Annotated in this window: 26 protein-coding genes; 11 read left to right on the top strand and 15 right to left on the bottom strand. The window is 34.6% G+C overall.

What is annotated here, in order from left to right; all coding sequences use genetic code 11:
* Nucleotides 1-159 precede the first annotated feature (159 nt).
* The 3 genes from KCG49_RS13675 to KCG49_RS13665 all read right to left on the bottom strand — a co-directional run bounded on the left by KCG49_RS13675 (nucleotide 160) and on the right by KCG49_RS13665 (nucleotide 3989).
* Complete coding sequence (locus KCG49_RS13675) at nucleotides 160-786, bottom strand: tRNA (guanine-N1)-methyltransferase (RefSeq protein ID WP_218547266.1); 627 nt, start codon at nucleotides 784-786, stop codon at nucleotides 160-162.
* A 199-nt stretch (nucleotides 787-985) separates the two neighbouring features.
* On the bottom strand, nucleotides 986-2434 hold the full coding sequence (locus KCG49_RS13670; protein ID WP_218547264.1) for a glyceraldehyde-3-phosphate dehydrogenase: 1449 nt from the start codon (nucleotides 2432-2434) through the stop codon (nucleotides 986-988).
* A gap of 136 nt (nucleotides 2435-2570) precedes the next feature.
* Entirely contained in the window at nucleotides 2571-3989 is a 1419-nt protein-coding gene (locus KCG49_RS13665) for a trypsin-like peptidase domain-containing protein (RefSeq protein WP_218547262.1), read from the bottom strand.
* 151 nt (nucleotides 3990-4140) lie between these two features.
* On the opposite strand from KCG49_RS13665, the gene dapF reads away from it, so the two are divergent.
* The 5 genes from dapF (at nucleotide 4141) to KCG49_RS13640 (ending at nucleotide 8162) form a co-directional block, all read left to right on the top strand.
* The gene (dapF, locus tag KCG49_RS13660; protein ID WP_218547291.1) at nucleotides 4141-4920 is read left to right on the top strand and encodes a diaminopimelate epimerase; all 780 of its coding nucleotides are present in this window, start codon (nucleotides 4141-4143) and stop codon (nucleotides 4918-4920) included.
* Nucleotides 4914-5438: a GNAT family N-acetyltransferase gene (locus KCG49_RS13655; protein WP_218547260.1), complete on the top strand. Its 525-nt coding sequence runs from the start codon at nucleotides 4914-4916 to the stop codon at nucleotides 5436-5438. The genes dapF and KCG49_RS13655 overlap by 7 nt, the downstream gene beginning before the upstream one ends.
* Before the next feature lie 3 nt (nucleotides 5439-5441).
* Complete coding sequence (gene mltG, locus KCG49_RS13650) at nucleotides 5442-6485, top strand: endolytic transglycosylase MltG (protein ID WP_218547259.1); 1044 nt, start codon at nucleotides 5442-5444, stop codon at nucleotides 6483-6485.
* A 3-nt stretch (nucleotides 6486-6488) separates the two neighbouring features.
* Complete coding sequence (locus KCG49_RS13645; protein WP_256260015.1) at nucleotides 6489-7391, top strand: DUF2279 domain-containing protein; 903 nt, start codon at nucleotides 6489-6491, stop codon at nucleotides 7389-7391.
* Between the two features lie 117 nt (nucleotides 7392-7508).
* Entirely contained in the window at nucleotides 7509-8162 is a 654-nt protein-coding gene (locus tag KCG49_RS13640) for a lysozyme family protein (protein ID WP_218547258.1), read from the top strand.
* A 1-nt stretch (nucleotide 8163) separates the two neighbouring features.
* Here KCG49_RS13640 and KCG49_RS13635 read toward each other — a convergent pair whose 3' ends face one another.
* The 4 genes from KCG49_RS13635 to dnaA all read right to left on the bottom strand — a co-directional run bounded on the left by KCG49_RS13635 (nucleotide 8164) and on the right by dnaA (nucleotide 12236).
* Nucleotides 8164-8880 carry an SAM-dependent methyltransferase gene (locus tag KCG49_RS13635; protein WP_218547257.1) on the bottom strand — a complete coding sequence of 239 codons (717 nt, stop codon included), beginning with the start codon at nucleotides 8878-8880 and terminating at the stop codon, nucleotides 8164-8166.
* The gene (locus KCG49_RS13630; RefSeq protein WP_218547256.1) at nucleotides 8880-10265 is read right to left on the bottom strand and encodes a PQQ-dependent sugar dehydrogenase; all 1386 of its coding nucleotides are present in this window, start codon (nucleotides 10263-10265) and stop codon (nucleotides 8880-8882) included. The genes KCG49_RS13635 and KCG49_RS13630 overlap by 1 nt, the downstream gene beginning before the upstream one ends.
* 66 nt (nucleotides 10266-10331) lie before the next feature.
* Nucleotides 10332-10796 carry a low molecular weight protein-tyrosine-phosphatase gene (locus KCG49_RS13625; RefSeq protein WP_218547255.1) on the bottom strand — a complete coding sequence of 155 codons (465 nt, stop codon included), beginning with the start codon at nucleotides 10794-10796 and terminating at the stop codon, nucleotides 10332-10334.
* A 12-nt stretch (nucleotides 10797-10808) separates the two neighbouring features.
* Nucleotides 10809-12236 carry a chromosomal replication initiator protein DnaA gene (gene dnaA, locus KCG49_RS13620; RefSeq protein WP_218547254.1) on the bottom strand — a complete coding sequence of 476 codons (1428 nt, stop codon included), beginning with the start codon at nucleotides 12234-12236 and terminating at the stop codon, nucleotides 10809-10811.
* A gap of 197 nt (nucleotides 12237-12433) precedes the next feature.
* Here dnaA and KCG49_RS13615 point away from each other — a divergent pair, with 197 nt between their 5' ends.
* Nucleotides 12434-12841: an acyl-CoA thioesterase gene (locus KCG49_RS13615; RefSeq protein WP_218547253.1), complete on the top strand. Its 408-nt coding sequence runs from the start codon at nucleotides 12434-12436 to the stop codon at nucleotides 12839-12841.
* Here KCG49_RS13615 and KCG49_RS13610 read toward each other — a convergent pair.
* The 5 genes from KCG49_RS13610 to KCG49_RS13590 are packed head-to-tail and all read right to left on the bottom strand — an operon-like array spanning nucleotide 12836 to nucleotide 16391.
* Nucleotides 12836-13444, bottom strand: coding sequence for an IMPACT family protein (locus KCG49_RS13610; protein WP_218547289.1), 609 nt, complete (start codon nucleotides 13442-13444; stop codon nucleotides 12836-12838). The genes KCG49_RS13615 and KCG49_RS13610 overlap by 6 nt on opposite strands.
* Nucleotides 13434-14291 carry a DMT family transporter gene (locus tag KCG49_RS13605; RefSeq protein ID WP_218547252.1) on the bottom strand — a complete coding sequence of 286 codons (858 nt, stop codon included), beginning with the start codon at nucleotides 14289-14291 and terminating at the stop codon, nucleotides 13434-13436. The genes KCG49_RS13610 and KCG49_RS13605 overlap by 11 nt, the downstream gene beginning before the upstream one ends.
* Nucleotides 14288-14899, bottom strand: a complete 612-nt coding sequence (locus KCG49_RS13600) for an HAD-IA family hydrolase (RefSeq protein WP_218547250.1) — start codon at nucleotides 14897-14899, stop codon at nucleotides 14288-14290. The genes KCG49_RS13605 and KCG49_RS13600 overlap by 4 nt, the downstream gene beginning before the upstream one ends.
* Before the next feature lie 28 nt (nucleotides 14900-14927).
* The gene (gene ribD, locus KCG49_RS13595; RefSeq protein WP_218547249.1) at nucleotides 14928-15932 is read right to left on the bottom strand and encodes a bifunctional diaminohydroxyphosphoribosylaminopyrimidine deaminase/5-amino-6-(5-phosphoribosylamino)uracil reductase RibD; all 1005 of its coding nucleotides are present in this window, start codon (nucleotides 15930-15932) and stop codon (nucleotides 14928-14930) included.
* Nucleotides 15933-16391: an LEA/WHy family protein gene (locus KCG49_RS13590; protein WP_218547248.1), complete on the bottom strand. Its 459-nt coding sequence runs from the start codon at nucleotides 16389-16391 to the stop codon at nucleotides 15933-15935.
* 50 nt (nucleotides 16392-16441) lie between these two features.
* On the opposite strand from KCG49_RS13590, the gene KCG49_RS13585 reads away from it, so the two are divergent.
* From KCG49_RS13585 to KCG49_RS13565, 5 genes are all read left to right on the top strand, one after another.
* Complete coding sequence (locus tag KCG49_RS13585) at nucleotides 16442-16933, top strand: GNAT family N-acetyltransferase (protein WP_218547247.1); 492 nt, start codon at nucleotides 16442-16444, stop codon at nucleotides 16931-16933.
* 2 nt (nucleotides 16934-16935) lie between these two features.
* Entirely contained in the window at nucleotides 16936-17808 is an 873-nt protein-coding gene (gene prmC, locus KCG49_RS13580; RefSeq protein ID WP_218547246.1) for a peptide chain release factor N(5)-glutamine methyltransferase, read from the top strand.
* A gap of 70 nt (nucleotides 17809-17878) precedes the next feature.
* Nucleotides 17879-18460, top strand: a complete 582-nt coding sequence (locus KCG49_RS13575; protein WP_218547245.1) for an LOG family protein — start codon at nucleotides 17879-17881, stop codon at nucleotides 18458-18460.
* A 1-nt stretch (nucleotide 18461) separates the two neighbouring features.
* Complete coding sequence (gene ligA / locus KCG49_RS13570; RefSeq protein WP_218547244.1) at nucleotides 18462-20456, top strand: NAD-dependent DNA ligase LigA; 1995 nt, start codon at nucleotides 18462-18464, stop codon at nucleotides 20454-20456.
* Nucleotides 20457-20562: 106 nt separating this feature from the next.
* Complete coding sequence (locus KCG49_RS13565) at nucleotides 20563-21303, top strand: hypothetical protein (RefSeq protein ID WP_218547243.1); 741 nt, start codon at nucleotides 20563-20565, stop codon at nucleotides 21301-21303.
* Here KCG49_RS13565 and KCG49_RS13560 read toward each other — a convergent pair.
* The 3 genes from KCG49_RS13560 to KCG49_RS13550 are packed head-to-tail and all read right to left on the bottom strand — an operon-like array spanning nucleotide 21300 to nucleotide 23420.
* The gene (locus KCG49_RS13560; protein WP_218547242.1) at nucleotides 21300-21683 is read right to left on the bottom strand and encodes a DoxX family protein; all 384 of its coding nucleotides are present in this window, start codon (nucleotides 21681-21683) and stop codon (nucleotides 21300-21302) included. The genes KCG49_RS13565 and KCG49_RS13560 overlap by 4 nt on opposite strands.
* A gap of 58 nt (nucleotides 21684-21741) precedes the next feature.
* On the bottom strand, nucleotides 21742-22656 hold the full coding sequence (locus KCG49_RS13555; RefSeq protein WP_218547241.1) for a bifunctional metallophosphatase/5'-nucleotidase: 915 nt from the start codon (nucleotides 22654-22656) through the stop codon (nucleotides 21742-21744).
* A gap of 2 nt (nucleotides 22657-22658) precedes the next feature.
* Nucleotides 22659-23420, bottom strand: a complete 762-nt coding sequence (locus tag KCG49_RS13550) for a 5'-nucleotidase C-terminal domain-containing protein (protein ID WP_218547239.1) — start codon at nucleotides 23418-23420, stop codon at nucleotides 22659-22661.
* Nucleotides 23421-23464: the final 44 nt, after the last annotated feature.

Genomic DNA, 23464 nt, shown 5'->3' with positions numbered 1-23464 from the left:
AAAACATAATGTTAGGTAATAATATCCTGCGAGGTTTTTTAACCTTGTATGTATAGTATAAATTATTTGAAAATATGAGTATTAACTAATTTCTAACAATAAAAAATCCGCAATTAATATTACGGATCTTGAGGTTATTCGCTATGTTCGGAATAACATCTACGCCTTGTTCTTATTGATTTCGTCCTGCAACTGACGTCTTACTTTTTGTTCACGTTCTAATGCTGTACGTCTATGGTCTTCAAATTCAGTTTCTACCTCTTCTAACTTAAACTTGGCATCTCTTGTTAGCGAGTTACTGCTCTTAAATTTATAGATAAAAAATAATAACAGTGCTGTAAGACCAGCTATGATACTCCACATAATAACATTATAATTGGTCTTACTGGTTTGCATTCCCAATAAAGCCATATTGTTTTTTTCTGTATTGGTTTGGTCTAACGTAGTTTGCGTATTGCCGAGTTTAGCTTTTAAATCCTCAATTTCCTTAGCTTGGCTGGCCACTGTATTTTCAGAATCTTCCAAGTTTTTATTGATGGTTTTTAAGGAGTCGAGAACATGTGCTTTTAAAGTTAAAAGCCAAGCAGTTTTAACAGCTTCGTATCGTTGTCCGTTAGTGCCTTTAAAGTTTCCGGATTTTCTAAAAACATATTCAAACTGACTGTCAATAGTACCACTGTTTAATGATAATTGATCGTCCGCTTCATCTTTTTTTGTTTGACTGTTTATAGATTGTAAACTAAATGTAACTATAAGAATTACAGCGACTTTGGTTAAGAATTTCATCCTTAATATAATTTTGGTTGTGTTAGATTAATTAGGTGCCAAGATAACAATTATAAATAAATTACTTAGCAAATCGACTTTGAAATAGAAAAGCCAATTTATATACGATCGAAGTTTAAAAATAGATGTTATGGCATTGTCTAAAAGCAAAAAATCTTGCCGTTAAGACAAGATTTTATATTCTCTTTTTCAAAGAATTCTAATAGTAAGCATAGCGTCTTACTTTAGAAATATATTTTGCTAGTCGAATAACCTGATGGCTGTAACCATATTCGTTATCGTACCATATGTATAGTATTACGTTCTTTCCGTCTTCTCTTACAATGGTTGCTTTGCTATCGTATATTGAAGGTGCAGAACTGCCAACAATATCACTAGACACCAATTCATCACTCATTTCGTATTTAATCTGCTCTACTAAATTACCTTCAAGGGCATATTTTTTCATCATAGCGTTCATGCACTCAGTTGAAGTTTTATTTTCCAATTCTAAGTTCAAAATAGCTAACGAACCATTTGGTACAGGAACTCTAATGGCATTAGAAGTTAACTTGCCTTCTAAAGATGGTAATGCTTTACTTACGGCTTTTCCTGCACCAGTTTCGGTGATTACCATGTTTAAGCCTGCAGCTCTACCGCGTCTGTATTTTTTGTGAAAATTATCTACCAAGTTTTGATCGTTGGTATAAGCATGTATAGTTTCTAAATGGCCAGATTTAACACCATAGGAATCTTCAACAGCTTTTAAAACAGGAGTTATAGCATTTGTTGTACAAGAAGCCGCAGAGAAAATATCTACTTCATCAGGATTGTGTTCTAGGTGGTTAACGCCATGTACAATGTTTGGCACTCCTTTTCCCGGGGCAGTCAATAGCACTTTGCTAACACCTTTAGACTTTAAGTGTCTGCCTAGGGCTTTTTCATCTCTAAATGCTCCTGTATTATCAATTACTAAAGCATTGTTAATACCATATGCCATATAATCTATATCTTCAGGTGCATTTGCCGAAATAATATTAACGGTAGTTCCATTAATAATTAAAGCATTGTTTTTTAGATCTACACTTACCATACCAGAAAAATCCCCGTGTACGGAATCATTTCTCAACAATGAAGCACGTTTTTCTAAAACAGTCTCGTTAATCTCACCACGTGTTACAATAGCTCGCAAACGTAATTGGTTGCCTTTACCGGTCCGCGTCATCAATTCGCGCGCTACTAAACGTCCAATTCTACCAAAACCATAAAGTATAACATCTTTTGGCTCAATGTTCTTGGATTTTTTTGCTTCTCCCAATTTAGCAGAAACGAAAGCCGTTGCATTTTCGTACTTCTGGTCTTCTAAATGGTACTCATAGGTTAGTTTGCCGATGTCTAATTTAGCAGGAGGTAAATTTAATTTTTTAATAGCCTGCGCAATTTCTACAGAATCAAAAATTGAAATTGGTTTTTGAACAAATTCACCTGCATACTCATGCAAGTTTAAAATTTCGCTCACTTTTCTGTCAATCAATTGATTTCTGAATAAAACCAGCTCAACAGAATTGTCGTACCATAGGTCGCTAACCGTTTTAATAAATTCTACAGTTGCTCTGCGGCGATCAGCCTGAAACGCTAACTCTTTTTCGTAAGTGTCGTTAAAACCCATTTTGTTTTGGTTTAGTGTTTTTAAATTTTGCGCAAAAATACATATTTCAAACGTTTTCGTAATACTTTTTATCGAAAATAAAAACCCTTCAAAGTACTATACTTCGAAGGGCTACTTTTATTTGTTTTAAAAATGTCTATCTAATCATTATAGATTCTTTTTCGCCATTATTGTTTATAAATTCTATACGCAATGGTTCATTGAAGTTATGATTTTCGATAGAACTTTGGGCGTCATCAACAGAATAGAGCTTCTTGCCATTTATTTTTGTTAAAATGTTGCCCACTTCAAAACCATATTCTTTGAGGTATGGCCCATATTTTTTATTTAGTTTTTTGATTTCTACACCATAGTCAATTTTTAATTTAGTTAAATCCTCATTTTCAAGATTTTTTACTCTTCCTATAATAGGAATTTCTGCCACACTGTTTTTTAGTAAAGTCACTGGCAATACTTTTTCATCATCATTTCTTATTAGGGTAACATTGACCACATCATTGGGGCTTTTTGTTTTTAGGTATCCTGTTAAATCTGAAAATTTATTAATCTCCACGCCATCAACCTTTTTAATGATATCACCAGATTTTATACCTGCTTTTTCAGCTCCTGTATCTTCTGTAACTTCACTGACGTAAAACCCTTCGGTAATATCTGTACCCAATTCTTTGGCAGCTTTACTATTTAGCGCTCCACCAACAACACCAAGAATGCCATTCTGTACGTTGCCATACTCCATAATATCGTTAACAATTTTCCGTGCGATGTTACTTGGTACAGCAAATGAATATCCGATATAGGATCCATCACGAGAAGATATAGCCGTATTAATACCGATTAAGTCCCCATTGGTATTGACTAAAGCACCACCAGAGTTGCCAGGATTTACAGCAGCATCGGTTTGAATGAACGATTGTGTATTGCGACCGCTTAAGTCTCTGGATTTTGCACTGATAATTCCTGCAGTTACTGTTGAATTTAAGTTAAAAGGATTACCAACAGCCAAAACCCATTCACCAATTTTAGCGTTATCTGAGTCACCAAAAGCCATAAATGGCAGGTCCTCATCTGTTTCAATTTTTAATAAGGCAATATCTGTGGTTTCATCTGTACCTATCAATTCAGCCATATAAGACCTATTATTATTTAGTGTAATACTGATTTCATTTGCATTTTGTATCACATGGTTATTGGTAACTATGTATCCTGTTGGTGAGATGATAACACCACTGCCTGTGCCAACCTGGGCACGTTGTTGGCTCCGCCCATAAAATAAATCTTGCATAGTCATTGGTGCAGAAACAATAGCTGTGTTTTTAACATGAACTACAGCATCAAGCGATTTTTCTGCAGCTTCAACAAAATTCGGAGCTATATTACTAATGCTATTTGTCGGTGAGGTTACATTTGTATGTGTTGGTACATAGATGGGTAAATCAGAAACCTGCTCTACGGTTAATTGTTCTTGTTTACCGTCTTCAACAAAAAGTTTGTACCCTCCTAAAGTCAATAGACCACCTAATGCCGAAACGCAAACTAAGGTTAAAATCTTCTTCATAATTTTTCAGAATTTAAGTTTAACTATTTAACGATTAAATTTAGATATTTATTGAATCTCATTTTTGATTTTAACGACTATTTAACGCCAACTTTAACGCCGTTTTAACATCGCATTTCTCGGTCTAATATTCTTATATTTGCCAATATTTATTAAGATGACATTTTACAAATATCAGGGCACAGGAAACGATTTCATTATCGTTGACAATCGTTTGCAAAAAATCGACAAAAATAATACCAAACGCATAGCAGAATTATGTGACAGACGTTTTGGCATCGGAGCAGATGGATTTATCCTTTTAGAAAATGACAAAACTTCAGATTTTAAAATGGTCTATTATAATGCTGATGGTAATGAAAGTAGCATGTGTGGTAATGGAGGGCGTTGTATAACAGCTTTTGCCAAATTTTTAGGTCTTATTGATGATGAAACCGAATTCAATGCTATAGATGGATTGCATAAAGCAAAAATTGAAGATGGCATTGTGCATTTGCAAATGCAAGACGTTTCCTATATTGAATCCTTTGAAACTCATACGTTTTTAGATACGGGTTCACCACATCATATTGAAATGGTTACTGCTATTGAAAGTTTTAACGTTAAAGAAAAAGGCTCAACGATAAGGTACGGAGGACTTTATGGCAAAGCTGGGAGCAATGTGAATTTTGTTGAGCAAATTACGGATGATACATTTGCTGTTAGAACTTATGAGCGTGGAGTAGAGAACGAAACTCTATCCTGCGGCACTGGTGTTACTGCTGTGGCTTTAGCAATGCATTCTAAAGCCAAAGCATCTAAAAATGTTATAAACCTTAAAACCCAAGGAGGAGAGCTTAAGGTAAGTTTTAATAAAAATGAAAAAGGCTATGACAACATTTGGCTTATAGGTCCGGCTGAACAAGTTTTTAAAGGAGAAATGGAATGGTAAGTTTAAAAGGTAACCATATTTATTTGAGAGCTTTAGAGCCAGAAGACTTAAATTTTGTTCATAAGGTTGAAAACGATATATCGCTTTGGCATTTGAGCGATACCCAAACACCATATTCTAGATTTTTAATTGAGAAATACCTTGAAAATGCACAGCAAGATATTTTTGAAGCTAAGCAATTACGCTTAGCTATTTGCACTAATGAGAACAATACTATTGGGCTTATAGACGTTTTTGATTTTAATATTAAAAATAAGCGCGCTGGTATTGGAATTTTAATTCAAGATGAATCTGATAGACATAAAGGCTACGGAAAAGAAGCCTTAGAACTTCTGATTAACTACTGCTTTAAAACGCTCCACTTGCATCAGGTCTATGCTAATATTTTAGAGTATAACGAGGCCAGTTTAAAATTGTTTGAAAATAATGGTTTTAAAAAAATAGGATTGAAAAAAGATTGGAGTTTTGATGGTAATCAGTTTTTAAACGAATATATTTTACAACGTATTAACGACTAATATATGTATATAAAAAAAATTCTTTGGGCAATTGCCTTGATCGGACTTGTGATTTTTGCATTCATTGCTTATTATATATATGGTGCGATGTTTCAACCCAATACGGCTTTTAACAATGAAACGGCATATATTTATGTGCCAACTAATGCCACATATCCTCAGGTAAGGGAACAGTTAGAACCACTTTTGGATGATATCGATACATTTGATGCATTGGCAAGTCAAAAAAAGTATACTACAAATATCAAAGCAGGCCGTTTTGCCATATCTAAGGGTATGAACAATAATGATATTATCAATTCCATTAGGAGTAAAAACTTGCCAATAAAAATAGCATTCAACAATCAACACAGTTTAGCAGATTTAGCAGGAAGAATAAGCACACAAATTGAAGCTGATAGTACATCATTACTTGCTGCTATGACAGATAATGCTTTTTTAAACAAAAATGGATTTACAAGAGCCACAGCTCTAGGGATGTATTTACCCAATAGTTATGAGTTTTTCTGGAACACATCTGCGGAAGGGTTTAGAGATAAGATGTTAAAGGAATATAATCGTTTTTGGAATGAAGACAGGCGCAATAAAGCCAAAAAAATAAACCTTTCGCCAGATGAAGTGATGACGCTTGCCTCAATTGTGCACGAAGAATCTAAACAACCTGAAGAACAACCAAGAGTAGCAGGTGTCTACCTTAATAGATTGAGGATTGGTATGGCTTTACAGGCTGATCCAACTTTAAAATTTGCAGCTTATCAATTGCCAGAATATAAACATACAGTGATAAGACGTGTGCTGAATATTCATAAAGAAATCGAATCACCTTATAATACTTACAAGAACTCAGGATTACCACCTGGATTGATTGCTATGCCAGATTTGTCTGCGGTAAAAGCAGTTTTAAATCCCGAAAAGCACAGTTACCTCTACTTTGCTGCTGATGCAAAGCGTGTTGGTTACCATAAGTTTGCCAAAACTTTAGTGCAGCATAACAATAATGCAAGGGAGTATCAGCGTTATTTATCTTCTCAGGGCATCAATAGATAAGATTTGAAAAATTGCCTTTACATAATCTTGTGGCTTTGTATTTCTGGTTCGCTTTTCTCGCAATCAAAATTCAATGAATTTTTAAAGCCCAGTGATACTTTAAATACACCCCGAAGAAATGCAGTTGTTATAACCGAAGTTTCATTGGCATCAGCTGCACTTATTGGGCTAGATCAGTTATGGTATTCAGATTATCCGCGTTCTAAATTCAAAACTATTAACGATAGTGAGGAGTGGTTGCAAATGGATAAGTTGGGTCATGTGTTCTCATCTTATCAATTAGGTAGGTTGGGAGCCAATACTTTAAATTGGGCAGGTGTCAGTAAAAAGGATCAATTGCTATATGGCTCAACTTTGGGTTTGGGATTTTTAACGGCTGTTGAAGTTATGGATGGTTTTTCTGAAGAATGGGGGTTTTCCTGGACAGATATGGCGGCCAATGCAGCAGGCACAGGATTGTATGTGGGTCAGGAATTGCTTTGGAAGGAGCAGCGCATCACATTAAAATATTCATTTCATCGGACACGCTTTGCGAAAATGCGTCCAGATAAGTTAGGTGATGGCTGGTCTGAAGAGTTTTTGAAAGATTACAATGGACAAACCTACTGGCTAAGTGCCAATATTCATTCGTTTTTAAAAACTGATGCGATACCTCATTGGTTGAATTTGGCTTTTGGCTATGGAGCTGACGGAATGTTGACGGGTGAAGCTAACGATCCGCTGTTTTTAAATCAAGATAGAATACGTCAATACTACTTGAGTTTAGACATTGACTTAACCCGAATTAAGACAAGTTCACGCTTCCTAAAAACCATATTTGATGTTTTTAATGTCATTAAGGTACCTTTCCCTACTTTAGAGCTTAATAGTAAAGGGCGTGTAAAGCTACATTATATCTACTTTTAGCGGGTTTTAACAAAGCTTAACAGATTGATTTTCAGTATTCAATAAAAATTCGTATATTTGCACCCGAATTTAATAAAGCAAGATGGGGAATGTTTTATTAGTTTAAAATTAGCTGTTATGATAAATAAGGTTAAGAATTTTATATTACCATTTTCAATCTGTGTACTAATTGCTTTGGCGTTGTATCCAGATTCCTCTCTAGATTCTAATCTGTATTCTACAGAAGGCTTGGATCTCAATTATAACATATCTGAAGAGTTGGCAATGGCATCTGAAGCTGATGCTGCAAACACTACTATTTTCACTCCACACTTGGGTAAGTCTTTTGAGGGTTTTAAAGAAGCTTTAGCGTTTAAGGAATCGAGAGGTGATTATTTTACAGTAAATACATTAGGCTATTTAGGAAAATACCAGTTTGGTGCTGAAACATTGAAGCTTATAGGAATTTACAATCCCAACCAGTTTTTATATAACCCAGAACTACAGGAAAAAGCATTTATAGCAAATGCCGAGCGTAATAAATGGATTTTGAGAAAAGACATAAAACGTTTTGAAGGTAAAGTTATTGGTGGGATAAAAGTTACAGAATCTGGTATTTTGGCTGCTGCACATTTAGCGGGTCCAGGTAGTGTTAAAAAATATTTACGAAGCTATGGAAGCAGCAATTTTGCTGATGCTTATGGTTCTACTGTGAAGCATTACATGAGAAAGTTTTCTGGCTACGATACTTCCGTTTTAGAGCCAAATAAAAAAGCTAAGGCTAGAATTTAATTTAATCTTTTTGTATAATAAAAATGGCAGGTCTTTTGTGAAAGTCCTCTTTGTTGTGCTTCCAATCCTTTGCAGGTAACGTTTTAATGAATTCTGAAGGTAATGTTAGGTCGCACGCTACACAAACTCTGGTTTCTGGATGCAGAACTTTTGCTAAATCCTCTAACATCTTCATATTTCTGTATGGAGTTTCAATAAAAATCTGAGATTGATTTTGTTCAAATGAAAGCCTTTCTAAAGTTTTCAATCTAGATTTACGCTCGTTTTTATCAATGGGCAAATAACCATTAAAAGTAAAACTTTGGCCGTTCATTCCAGAAGCCATTAATGCCAATAATATTGACGATGGGCCAACTAGAGGTACGACTTTCACATTCATTTGATGAGCTAGACTAACAATGTCTGATCCTGGATCTGCAATAGCGGGACAACCTGCTTCTGACAATAAACCTATGGATTCACCTTCCAGGCATGGATTTAAAAAGGTGTTTTGCTCACCTTCGGTGGTATATTTGTTTAAGACACTTAATTTTAACTTAGACTGAGATTTACCAGGAGAAACGCGCTTAATAAAACGACGTGCTGTTTTTTCATTCTCAACGATATAAAAGTTTACGTGCTCAATAATTTTCTTTATTGAAATTGGTAATACTTCAAGTGGTGGGTTATCACCTAATCTAGTAGGAATAAGGTATAGTTTACCTTTGTGACTATTCATTAATTAACAATCAGTTTATGGGTGAGTTGCTCTCCATTTTCGCTATTAATCTTCATGAGATAAATACCCTTAGCATAATCTGAAGTATTTATTTTCCAAATCGTATTTGTGTTTTTGGCTATGGAGGTCACTTTTTTTCCTTGCATATCGTAAATCAAAATCTCTAAAGAAGAAGTATTGGTTGCAGAAAAATCAATAATTAATTCGTCTTTAGCCGGGTTTGGGTAAATAGATATTCCTTCCAATCCATATTCATCTGCGTTTAGCGTAGTATCAACAAGCTTAGAGATGTTACCACCTAATGAAGCTATGTAAAGTTCTCCGTTGATGTCTTCTCCAAATGCAGCCAAAGCCCCGGAGAAATCTTCAAAAGTTGAATTCCAATTTGCACCATCAAATTCTATGTAACCTACTTCTTGCGAACATACATCAGCGAAGAAGTATAAGCCATCAAAATTTGGATAATCTGATCCTCTGTAAACATAGCCACCTGTTATGGAGCATCGGCCAGTACCATGTGCATACTCAAAAACAGGAAATGTCAATGTACTGCTACTTGGGCATCCAGTAGTATTAAAGGTGTTATTGCCTTCATAGCATCTCCATCCGTAATTAACACCAGCTGTAGTAGAGGGCACATTGTTTACTTCTTCTCTTGCGCTTTGCCCAACATCCCCAATCCACAAATCACTATTCATTCTATCAAAAGAAAATTTCCATGGATTACGTAAGCCATAAGCCCAAATTTCACCTCTATTCCCAGCAATACCAACAAAAGGGTTATCCGATGGGATTACATACGGATTTGTAGATGTAGAATTATTGACATCAATTCGTATTAATTTGCCCAAAAGGTTCCCTAGGTCTTGACCATTGTCTTGAGGATCACCGCCAGAACCTCCATCTCCACTAGATATGTATAAGTAACCATCTGGCCCAAATTGCAACTCACCACCATTGTGATTGCTAAAAGGTTGTGAGAAAGTTAGGATAATCAATTCTGAGTTTGAATCTGCAATAGAGGGATTGGATGTGTCTCTAGTAAATCGGGACACAACAGTATCACCAGAAAGGTTTATATAATTCACAAAAAAGTGGCCGTTAGTATCATAATCTGGATGAAAAGCCAAGCCTAAAAGTCCTTGCTCATTACCAACACTTCGAACACGAGGGTCTATATTCAAAAACGGTGTGCTTTCTACTGTGCCATCAGAATTTATGATCTTAATAAGACCATCTTGCTCGGCAACAAACAATCTGTCATCACCAGCATGTTTTATGTTTACAGGTCTATTTAGACCTGAAGCAAATAATTCTAAATCTAGTTGTTGCGCTTGTACAAATGCAAAACAAACGCAAAATACCAAGGAGGTTAAAGTTTTCATAGCATCAATATTAAGGGTAGTTTTTGATACTAAAATACAAAAAAACTTACATTATTGAAAAAGGCTTTATAGATAAGCACGCATTAATTTTTTTAAGAGCAATTTAGAAGTCGATTCGATAATATTGAACACATGTTCAAAATCGCTCATATCACCATAATAAGGATCTGGTACATTTTTGTTAAAAATAGCAGTATTCTCTTCTAAAAATAACTTTACTTTACCAATATCCTCATTGCCTCTTGCAAGACTAATGATGTTATTATAATTTGAAGAATCCATGGCGTAGATGTAATCAAAAGTATCAAAATCTGATACTTTGAACTGTCTTGCACTCTGGTGGCTTATATCAATTCCATGAGTTTTGGCAACTTTTATAGAGCGATGGTCTGGTGAGTTTCCTATGTGGTAAGCTGCAGTGCCTGCAGAATCTACATAAAAATGATCTGAAGGGAGTTTTGATTCTAAAATACCATGAGCCAATGGCGAACGACAAATATTGCCTAAGCACACCATAAGAATACGAGCCATAATGATTGAATTTTACAGCGATAGTTTTTTAGCCAAATCCTCAACATATTTCCTAAATTGTTTATCCGTTGAGGATAAGTTATCTACTGTTTTGCATGCGTGCAATACCGTAGCATGGTCACGTTGCCCTATTTGAGAACCAATACTGGCCAATGATGCTTTGGTATATTTTTTAGCAAAAAACATAGCTAGTTGACGTGCTTGTACAATGTGGCGTTTTCGTGTTTTGGATTGAAGCGTACTTACATCCATTTGAAAATAATCCGAAACAACCTTTTGTATATAATCTATGGATACTTCGCGCTTGGTGTTTTTTACAAATTTCTCAACGATATCTTTAGCGAGATTGATAGTGATCTCTTTTCTATTGAAGGAAGATTGAGCAATTAAAGAAATGATAGCACCTTCTAGTTCTCTAACATTAGTTTTAATATGCTTTGCGACATATTCAATGATGTCTTCTGGCATCTCTACACCATCTCTATACAACTTGTTTTTTAGGATAGAAACTCTGGTTTCAAAATCTGGTGTTTGTAATTCTGCCGAAAGTCCCCATTTAAATCGCGACAAGAGACGCTGCTCTATGTCTTGCATATCAACTGGTGCTTTATCACTGGTTAATACAACTTGTTTACCATTTTGATGTAAATGATTAAAAATATGGAAGAATACATCCTGTGTACCGGTTTTGCCCGATAAGAATTGAACATCATCAATAATAAGAACATCAATGATTTGGTAGAAGTGAATAAAATCGTTCCTATTGTTCTTTTTTACTGAGTCAATATACTGTTGTGTAAATTTCTCTGCAGAGATGTATAAAACGGTTTTTTCAGGATATTTGTCTTTAATATCAACACCGATAGCATGTGCCAAATGTGTTTTTCCTAGACCAACACCTCCGAAAATTAAAAGTGGATTGAATGATGTGCCACCAGGTTTGTTGGCTACTGCAATACCTGCATTTCTAGCCAAACGGTTAGAGTCACCTTCTAAGAAGTTTTCAAATGTATAACTGGGATTTAATTGCGATTCTATCTTAACGTTTCTAATCCCAGGGATTACAAACGGATTTTTTAGTTCAGGACTTTTATTGTTGAAGGGTACATCTACGTCTTGAGATTTAACAGCAGTCCTATTGGCACTCGGAATTTTTTCTGTAAAAGGTTGTTTGTTGCCATATGTGTTTTCCATCTTAATAACATACACCAATTTAGCATCTTCGCCTAGTTCTTTTGTTAAGGAAACTTTTAGGATTTTTACGTAATGTTCTTCTAACCACTCATAGAAAAATTTACTTGGCACCTGAATGCTGAGCGCATTGCCAGAAAGTTTTACAGCTTGTATAGGTTCAAACCATGTTTTATAGGCTTGTGGTTGTATATTATCTTTTATAAAGGCGAGACAATTACTCCATACAGATTCCGCTGTGTTATCCATTCGTAAAGTTAGATTTATATTGTTAGTTAGATTAGCAAAAAAAAAGAGAATTAAGATTCTCTTATTGTTTTGAACATGACAAATATGTGAACAAAATTCTTAAAAAAAAAATCAAATAACATTGAATATTTAGAATTTTTTTACCATGTTTAAAACATGTTGAAATTACAAATTTTTTCTTAAACTGTCCAAAAAAAATGAATTTTAATGAAACAAAAATAAGAGTTCGCTATGGTGAGACAGACCAGATGGGCGTTGTGTACCATGCCAATTATGCAATTTATTTTGAAGTTGGAAGAACTGAGTGGTTACGTGAGTTTGGGCTGAGTTACAGTAATATGGAAGCAGAGGGCATAATGCTTCCAGTAATTTCTTTATCTATAAATTACAAAAATTCAGCACGATATGATGATGAGCTTAAAGTAAAAACTATGCTAAAAAAAATACCAACGGCATCTATAGAATTTGAATACGAATTACGAAACCAAGCCAATGATTTACTGGCAACTGGACATACCATTTTAGCTTTTATCGATACGAAGCGCAATAGACCTACACGTTGCCCTAAATACCTTTTAGATAAACTGCAAAATTATTCGTTATAATTCACGGATTTCAACGCCGAAAAAAGTACTAAAAAGTTCAAATACTTTATTGCCGTCTCCTTTTCTGACAGATATTTCTAACTGGCAGTCATGCTCTAAGGTTTGGCTGGTGATTTCTGCCTGATTTTCTTTTAGCATTCGCATAACCTTGCTCATATTTTTATATTCAAAATTGAGCTGAAATTTTTTGTCAATAGTCTTTTCTATAATCTCAGCAGCTTCCAAAGCTAATTGTGCTCCTGTTCTGTAAGCATTAATCAAACCACCTACACCAAGTTTTGTACCGCCATAATAGCGGACGACTACGATAAGAATGTTGGTAAGCTCAAAAGATTGTATTTGCCCATAAATAGGCATTCCGGCAGAATTATTTGGTTCTCCGTCGTCATTTGCTCTGTGCTTTATGGTCTCTGTACCAATTTGGTAGGCATAACACCAATGACGTGCCGAATAATGTTGCTTTTTTAGAGTCTCAATATGGTTTTTTACTTGTGTTTCTGTAGTTACGGGAAAAGCAAACCCATAAAATTTACTGTTTCTGTCTTTAAATACATCTCCTTCAGAAGTTTTTAATATGGTTTTGTAAGTGTCTTTAATTTCCATCATTTAATGTTACTAAAATAATTGAAACCATAGCTATTATAATACCCAACCAATTTTTTCTAGATATCTTTTCTTTAAAGAGTATGAGGCCTGTCAATGTTGTAAAGGCAACAATGGCAACATTGTTAATGGTGAATACAGAAGAGCTCTCAAATCCATCGACATGCAAAGCTTTCAGCAGAAAATACATTGAGCTGTAATTTACAATTCCGAGTGCAATACCAAAAGGCACACTTTTTAATTGAAAGTACTGCTTTAGTTTTATGGCTTTATAACCAAGAATGAAGAATCCAATGCAACCAGCCATACCAAAAATCACAGCCAAAAATAACTGCATTTCATTTTTTGGCGCAAAATGATTTACCGAAGTATCTATGATGCCAGACCCCAGAAATAATATGACCGGTAGATACAAGGATTGTGTTAAAACAGCATCATCTTTTTGTTTTACAGAAGTCAAGTAAACCGCAACTAGGGCCAGAATGACTCCTACAATTTTTAAAACCCCTGTACTTTCATTATAAATAATGATACCAAATAAAATAGGAATGATGACACTCATCTTACTGGCAACGGAAACTACTGAAAGCCCATTTCTTTGTGCAGTTAATGCCATGACATTGAATATGGCTATGAAGAGAAACCCAAGTGCTATGGCGGCAAAAAACCAGTTTGTATTTGCAATTTCTGGTTCAATCGTACCTTCATAAAAGAAAAAACCACACGAAAAAGCTGTAACATAATTAACGACGATAGCTTGTATTGTATTAATTTTAAACTTATCAAAAAGTTTAAACAACACAAAAATTGCCATCGATGATAATACACTAAGGAGTAAGTAGATCAAAAGAGCGTAGTTTTAATTTTAAAAAGGTTAGCAACATCTTCTTGGGTTTCATCGATATCCCAAACATGAAACCCCATAGATTCAGCTGCATCTGTATTCTCTTTAGTGTCATCTACAAAGAGGCATTCATTAGGGTTTAGATTGTTTTCATTTAAAATAAATTCAAAAATGTCTTTATTGGGTTTTCTAAGATGAATCTCTTGCGAGAGATAAAATTTATCAAAACATTGCTTAAAATCATTGTAAAAGTAAACATGTGTTTTAATGAAATCGATATGCATATCGTTAGTATTGCTTAGCAGTATAAGTTTGTAATCAGTATTTAGAGCCAAATTTTTAATAAACTCTAAGCGATGCTTAGGAAAGTCTTTTACAATATAGTTCCAGGCATTTTTTATCTGGGTTTGGCTAAGGTTAGGAAACTTTGAAAGGTAGAACTTTATAAATTCTTCAGTTGAAATTCTACCAATTTCGTATTGCATGTTGGTCTCAATCATATCCGCTTCAAAAACCTCAAGACCAAACAGTTTCAATGCATTTTGCATCGCACCTTCTTTATCTAAGTTGATAAAGACATCTCCAAAATCGAATATTAATGTTTTAATCATATTCATGTCTTACGAAAATAGAAACCCATTAACTATTAGCATAAATTTTTAAAAGGTCACTTTCTATTTTTGATTCTGAAATCAATTGCCCTTTCAGTTTGGGAGCTTTTATGCCAGTTTTAAACTCCGCTTGTCCTGTAAAAACCCGTGCTTCATCCCATAGGTTTTCATGTATAAAGGTCTGAAGCGTTTTTGCTCCACCTTCAATAATAATGGAATTAATATTCTTTTTATATAGAATGGTAGCAATTTGATTGGCCACTGGTTGATTAAAGTCAATATCTTTTTGCGATATCCTAATGGTTTCGGCTTCACTATTGAAAACTTTGAAATCAGCATTCAGTTTTAAGTCTTTATCTATAATGACTCTGATGGGATTTTTACCTTCCCAATTTCTTATCGTTAAACTTGGATTATCTTCTAAAACTGTATTGGTACCTACCAAAATTGCTTGTTCTTCTGCACGCCATTTATGTACTAATTGTCTTGAGTAGGGATTGGTAATCCAAACGGGCTTTTGCTCATTTTTAAATTTTGGTGCTATAAAACCGTCTGTAGTTTCTGCCCATTTCAAAATAATACAAGGGCGTTTTTTGTTATGAAATGTAAAAAAACGTTTATGGTGTTTTCTGCATTCATCTTCTAAAACGCCTAAAGTAACTTTACTGCCAGCAGCTTTGAGTTTTGTAATACCACTACCAGCCACTTCTGGATTGTCATCAACACAACCTATGACAACTTCGGGGATTTTATGCTTTATGATTAAATCGCTACAAGGTGGAGTCTTGCCATAATGACTGCAAGGCTCTATAGTAACATAGAGTATGCTTTTTTGTAATAAAGATTTATCGTCTACGGATTTTATGGCATTGACCTCGGCATGATTATGACCATAAGGACTCGTGAAGCCTTCCCCAATAATACTATCCTTATAGACTACAACAGCACCAACCATAGGGTTGGGGCGTGTTGTTCCCAAACCATTTTTAGCAATCTGTAAACAGCGTTTTATGTAAGTTTCGTGCTGGTTCAATTATAGTTTTATTTTCACATCTTGAGTTTCATCAACAGCATAAGTAGAGGAATACCCTAAAACTTTATATTTAATATCACCTTTGTATTGTACTTTCAATTTTTGAGAAATCAGACTCCCTAATAAACCTCCAAGGCTTTTTTTATCGATAATACTATCTGTGGCAACAGCAACAATTAAAGGGATGGTAAAGTTTTGTTTAGAAGGTACGGTGAACTCGTCCGAAACTACAGTAGCGACTTCTGTGTCATTAACATAAACCTTTAAATCATCAGTCTTTAAAACACCTCCAACATCATTGGGGTTGGCAAATAAAGCATCTGCCTTTAATGTAATTGACCTTATGTTGGAGTTAACAACCTTAATGTTTTCTAAACCTAAAAACTTAGGTTGTTCGGTTACAGTACAGTTGAAAAGTAATGTAAAAAATAACGAAATGAATGTGATTCTTTTAAGCATAAAATAGGAATTATCTATATCTTCGGTGCAGTCTTCAAAAATTGATTTAAGTGTGTAAAGATACTATTGTTATTCGAGAAATAGAACTCAAGGACAATCCAAAGATTGCACAAGCCATTCGTTCTGTTTTAATAGAATTTGGTGTGCCAAAAGTTGGAACGGCTTATGAAGATGCAGCTTTAGATTGTATGACAGAAACCTACGACAAACTCCGTAAAGTCTATTTTGTTGTTGAAAAAGGAAGCGAAATTATTGGCGGAGCTGGTATTTCGCCATTAGACAATTACGATGGTAACATATGTGAATTGCAAAAAATGTATTTTATGCCTGAAGCAAGGGGAATAGGTTTGGGCAGTAAAATGATGATAAAATGTTTAGCCTTTGCGAAAAAAGCTGGTTTCGATCAGTGTTATTTAGAAACATTGCCATATATGGAAGATGCCAGAAAATTATATAGAAAAGTAGGTTTTAAGCGTATTGATAAGCCTATGGGAAATACTGGTCATTACTCATGTACCGAATGGATGCTTAAAGATTTATAATTTTGAAGGCAAAAGATTTAAAACATATTTTTCATAAAGAATTAGACGCAATTTATGGTGAAAATGAAGTTGAGAGCTTCTTCTTTTTATGCGCTGAGTACTATTTTGATTTTGCCAGAATTCAGTTGGCTTTAGAACCAGAATTCACCTTTGTTAAATCTGAGGCAGATACTTTTTTCGAAGTTCTTGAGAAATTAAAAAAGGAAATTCCAATACAATATATATTAGGCGAAACGGAATTTTATGGCTTAAAGTTTAGGGTGAACGAAAATGCATTGATTCCAAGACCCGAAACTGAAGAACTGGTTGATTGGATTGTTAATTGTCATTTAGAGCGAAGCGAAGAATCTAAACTTAAAATCCTAGACATAGGTACAGGTTCTGGCTGCATAGCAGTTGCTTTGGCAAAACATTTGCCAAATGCAGAGCTGTATGCTATAGATGTGAGCAAAGACGCTCTACAGGTGGCTAAGCAAAATGCAGAGCTGAATAAGGTCAATATTACTTTTATTGAAGCAAATATCTTAAGACCAACGTATCGTTCTACATTAGATACGGAATCTAATTTTGATGTTATAGTATCCAACCCGCCTTATGTAAGACACTTAGAAAAAGCAGAAATCAGATCTAATGTTATAGACAACGAACCACATTTAGCTTTGTTTGTAGAGGACGATAACCCATTGGTATTTTATAAATCAATAATGGATTTCGCTGTTGATAATTTGAAGCAAAAAGGCCAACTCTATTTTGAAATTAACCAGTATCTTGGAAACGAAACCAAGCGGCTTTTATTAAATGCTAACTTTGAAGGTGTTGAGCTTAGAAAAGATTTAAATGGCAATGATAGAATGTTGAAAGGAATTAAAAAGTGAAACAAGTGTAAGACTGAGTGCAGTCGAAGTGTCAATGAATTAAAGATTCTCATTTTGATGGGAAATAAACATGAAAAGTATATCAGTATTTTGCGGAAGCAGTAAAGGCAACGATCCAAAAATCATTTCTGATGCCTATACATTGGGAAAAACATTGGCTAAAAAAAATATCACGCTTGTTTATGGCGCAGCAAAGATTGGCACTATGGGTAAAGTCGCTGAAGGCGCTTTAGATCATAGCGGCTCAGTTATTGGAATAATTCCTTATTTTCTAAAAACTAAGGAAATAGTACATACCGAACTTTCAGAACTCATTGTTACAGATAATATGCACGACAGAAAAGTGATTATGTACGATAAGAGTGATGGATTTATCATCATTCCAGGTGGGTTTGGAACTATGGATGAGTTTTTTGAAATCACAACTTGGGGACAATTGGGCTTACATACCAAACCCATAGGGATACTAAACAGTAATGGTTATTATGATGCTTTGATAGCACAATGTAAGATGATGGTTGAAAGAGGATTTTTAAAACAAGAAAATCTTGATGCTGTTGTTATTGATACCACAATTGAAGGTTTACTAAAACAAATGCGTAATTATGTGCCATTGCCGGCACCAAAATGGTTGAATAAAGAAAGACTTTAGGATGAAAATTGAACAAAAAATACAATCTCTTAGAGACGAACTCCGTCAGCACAACTATAACTATTACATTCTCGATAATCCAACAATTAGTGATTATGAGTTTGATATAAAACTAAAAGAACTTCAAGCCTTAGAAGAAGCGCATCCAGAATTTTTTGATGTCAATTCGCCGACACAGCGTGTTGGTGGAACAATTACAAAGAATTTTAATACGGTTGTCCACGATTTTAGAATGTATTCTTTAGACAATTCGTATTCCAAAGAAGATTTGTTGGATTGGGAAAAACGAATTAAAAAAATGGTAGACGGAGATGTGCAATATACCTGTGAACTTAAGTACGATGGTGCATCAATGAATTTAACTTACCAAAACGGAAAATTATTGAGAGCGGTAACCCGTGGTGATGGAGTACAAGGAGATGAGGTGACATCTAATGTAAAAACAATCAATACAGTGCCATTGCAACTAAAAGGGGATTATCCGGAACGTTTTGATATTAGAGGAGAAATCATTTTACCAATAGAAGGTTTTTTAAAAATGAATGAAGAGCGTATTGCCAATGACGAGGAGCCATACCGAAATCCAAGAAATACAGCCTCAGGGAGCTTAAAACTTCAGGATAGTGCTGAGGTAGCAAAACGTCCTTTAGAATGTTTATTGTATAGTATTAAAGGGAATAACTTAAATATATCAACACAGTTTGAAGGTTTAGAAAAAGCTAGAGCATGGGGTTTTAAAGTTCCGAAGGAAGCCCAACTGGTAGATTCTATTGATGAAGTTTTAGAGTTTGTTGAGTATTGGGACAAACATCGTCATGATTTGCCTTACGAAATAGATGGGGTTGTGGTTAAGGTCAATAGTCTTTTCCAGCAAGATGAATTAGGTTATACATCTAAGGCACCACGGTGGGCAATGGCTTATAAGTTTAAGGCAGAGCAAGTATCTACGAGGCTTAATGAAATAACCTATCAGGTTGGCCGAACTGGAGCAATTACACCAGTTGCCAATTTAGAGCCTGTACAATTGGCAGGTACCATTGTAAAACGTGCTTCATTACATAATGCAGATCAGATTGAAAAATTAGATATTAGAGAAGGCGATGAGGTCTTTGTAGAAAAAGGAGGTGAAATTATTCCCAAAATTATTGCTGTAGATTTAAGCAAACGGCCAGAAGATTCTCAATCTACAGTTTATATATCCAATTGCCCAGAATGTAACACTGAACTCATTAGGCCAGAAGGAGAAGCCAAACATTATTGTCCTAATTATAATGTTTGTCCGCCGCAGGTTGTTGGTAGAATTCAGCATTACATATCTAGAAAGGCAATGGATATTGAAGGTCTAGGTGGAGAAACAGTTGCATTATTGGTTAAAGAAGGATTGATTTCTAATTATTCAGATTTGTATGAATTAACCGTTGAGCAGATAATTCCTCTTGAACGTATGGCTGAAAAAAGTGCTGAAAATCTTGTCAGTGGGGTAGAAGCCTCTAAACAGATTCCGTTTGAGCGTGTCCTGTTTGCTCTAGGAATACGATATGTTGGTGAAACGGTCGCTAAGAAGTTGGCAAAGCATTATAAATCCATTGATGCTCTTATGTTTGCTTCAACGTTAGATTTGGTAACAGTCGATGAAATAGGCGAGCGTATAGCTGAAAGTGTAGTTGAGTTTTTCTCATCGGAAGAAAATAAGAAAATCATTGAACGCTTAAAGTCGTTTGGAGTGCAATTGGAAATTTCGGCAGACAAGCTGGCCAATCAAACCGATAAGTTAAAAGGACAGACATTTGTTGTGTCTGGTGTTTTTGAATCCTTATCTCGAAATGAGCTTAAAAAAATAATCGAGGATAATGGCGGAAAAGTATCCTCATCCATTTCATCTAAAACAAGTTATGTTGTTGCTGGCGATAAAATGGGACCAAGCAAACGTACAAAAGCAGAAAATCTTAATATCCCAATCCTTTCTGAGCATGCGTTTTTAGAGTTTTTAAAGTAATTTCTTACGTAAAATCTTATATTTAATCGATTAAATGTAATTTTTTATCGTTTAATTGTAAAATATTTTTATATTTGTTTTATTAATAAGGGATTAATTAATGTTAGTGAATAAAATATTAAAAGTAGTTTTATTACTTTTAGGCGGATTGTTTATAGTGCTTCAGGGCTTTGCTTTTGAGGCGGAAGGTTCTGCCATAAGTGCTTTAATGCTTGTGCTACTTACATTCTTGTATTGTCGTTGGACAGTAAATAAAACCAAATATTTCTTTTGGTTCTTGGTCTTTTTTACAATTGCTCAATTGGTCAGCTTTTATGCTAATTATATTCCAGAACTTAAAAATGAGGAAATAGATTATGTTTACTACATAGCCAATATTTTTTATATTATTTCATATTCATTCTTAACCATTAAGATAGTTATGGATCTCAATTTAAAAAAGGTTTTTTCTGAGTTGTCCATACCTATTATAATATTGGTAGTTTTAGACATTTTTTGTGTTACATTGGTTACGGACACAACGCAGAGTGTGCTTTCTTATGAAGAGTACATTTTAGAGTTTGTTTATAATGCTGTTATAATGCTGCTGCTATCTGTAGCTCTGATTAATTATATGTATAGAAATGATAAAAAATCCATGCTATTCTTAATTGGATCTATTTGTATTGTGTTTTCTGAGATAATTCAATTGACCTATTTCTATATACTGGATGATAACAATCTGGGATTTATCTATTCATTCTTATTGGTCATGGCATTTCTGTTTTTCTATTTACAGTCTCAATTGGATTTTACTGGTCCAGAACCAGAACCTGTATATAAAGACGAAAAACAATTAGAAACTTAATTTTTTCCAATAATCGGTATATTCTTGCGTTGAGCATATAATATAATTGCACTCAATGCAAAAGTTAATATTGCTGTGTAAAATAATATACCTCCATCACCTTGTACTTCAATTCCCAACCGAGTTAGGTGTATCATAATAGCACCACCAATAAGGCCTAAAGTTAGTGTTGCGCCAGCCCAAACTGTTTTTGGTATTAAAAGCAATATACTGGCAATAAGTTCTAATATACCTATGCCAATTCTACCATAAGGTTCTAAGCCTACAGTTTCAAAAATATAGACACTATCTGGATGGGCTGTGAATTTAAAACGAAGTGTTTGTATTAAGATAATAGCGACTATAATTCTTAACGCCAAAATGATTTTCTTAGATTTCATGGTTTATACGGTTGTGTTGAAATCTTAGACGTTCAAATTAAGGTTACTTACAAATCCACTACACAATTATAGAAGCTCCGTGTGTTTTTGTGGGTTTTCCAGGCTCAAAATAGAAATCAATTTTTCCAAGGTACAAGCCATAAGCACCAACTTGATTGATAAGTACATTTTCCCCGACACTATTCTTTTCAATCGTAGGTTTTGGTAAAAACGTATGGGTATGTCCGCCAATAATAAGATCAATATCTTTAGTAGCTTTTGCCAACGCTAGATCACAAACTCTGTCTGGTACATTTCGATAGTAATAGCCTATGTGAGATAAACAGATCACCAAATCACAGGCTTGCTCCTCTTTAAGCAGACGAGACATGTCTTGGGCTATCTCAATAGGATCGTTGTAAACCGTTTCTTTGTACATATTTTTATCAACAAGCCCATCTAGTTGAACTCCGAGTCCAAATACACCTATTTTAATTCCGTCTTTTATAAAAGTTTTGTATGGCTTTACATGTGTATCCATTACAGTATTTGTGAAATCGTAATTAGCAGATACAAATTCAAATTTAGCATGTGGCAATTGTGCATAGAGCCCATCAATTCCGTTGTCAAAATCATGATTGCCAATGGTTGCCAAATCGTAGTTAAGCATGCTCATTAGTTTAAACTCTAGTTCGCCTCCATAATAGTTAAAGTAAGGCGTGCCCTGAAAAATATCACCTGCATCTAGCAATAGCGTATTTGGATTTTCTTTCCGAATCGATTCTACCAATGTCGCACGTCTTGCTACACCACCTTTGTTAGGATTTCTTTTGTGATCTGGCCCAAAAGGATCTATATGACTATGCACATCATTAGTGTGAAGAATGGTGATTTTTTTAGCTTTAGAAGTATTAAAAGATTGCAAACCAATACCTCCCATACCTAATAAGGCGGTTGCTGCGGTTGATTGTTGTATAAATTGTCTTCTATTCATGTCTAATCTTCTAATTTTATATAACGATTATCACGTTTGGGGCGAATTGTATCCTTCCTTTTAAAATAATCAATGAGTACATTTCTAATTTTATAATCAAGGACATAAAAGCTATCATTAGGATGAAAAAAATCCATACGATCTCCACCATTATATAAATAGTCATTTGTAGCCACATAATACGTTGTGCCTTTATCTATTGGTTTTCCGCTGATTGTTGCCTTGGTAACTTCGGAATTCTTGTTTAATGATAGTTGTAAGTGTTTAGAAACAGGATGTGCGCGTTTATCCTTTGATAAATAATCCATCATTTGCAGTACTTGCTGACCTTTAATTGCAACAACAACTACTGAATTCTCAAAAGGCATGACTTCAAAGGCAGTGCGTATTTTTATATTTCCCTGTGAAATAATGGATCTTATTCCACCGTAATTTAAAAGTACCAAATCGATAGTTTTTCCGGTACGCTTGTTAAAAATCGGATTGCTTTCTTCAAAAACCGCATCGGCCATTAAGTTGCCAATGGCTGTATTAAATTCCCCATCAGATTTTGAATATGTATCTGGCGCATAAGAAATAACACTGTCAAGATTTTTATTGACGTTTTCTCTATATGGTTTTATGAAGTTTTCAATATCAGAATCTGAAGCGATGGCAGCGTCAATTTCTATACGCTCTCCTTCTATTTTAGACAGATGCAAATCGTTATTGCATGAAAAAACAAAAACTAAAAAATAGAGTTTAAAAATATGTTTAATAGTCATTGAATAACTTATAGGTTGTTAACTGATATATGTGCTTGCTTTTA

This window comes from Winogradskyella luteola (assembly GCF_019203985.1).
Lineage (GTDB): Bacteria > Bacteroidota > Bacteroidia > Flavobacteriales > Flavobacteriaceae > Winogradskyella > Winogradskyella luteola.
Note: the sequence above shows the minus strand (reverse complement) of the source record. Positions and strands in the feature narration are given on the sequence as shown.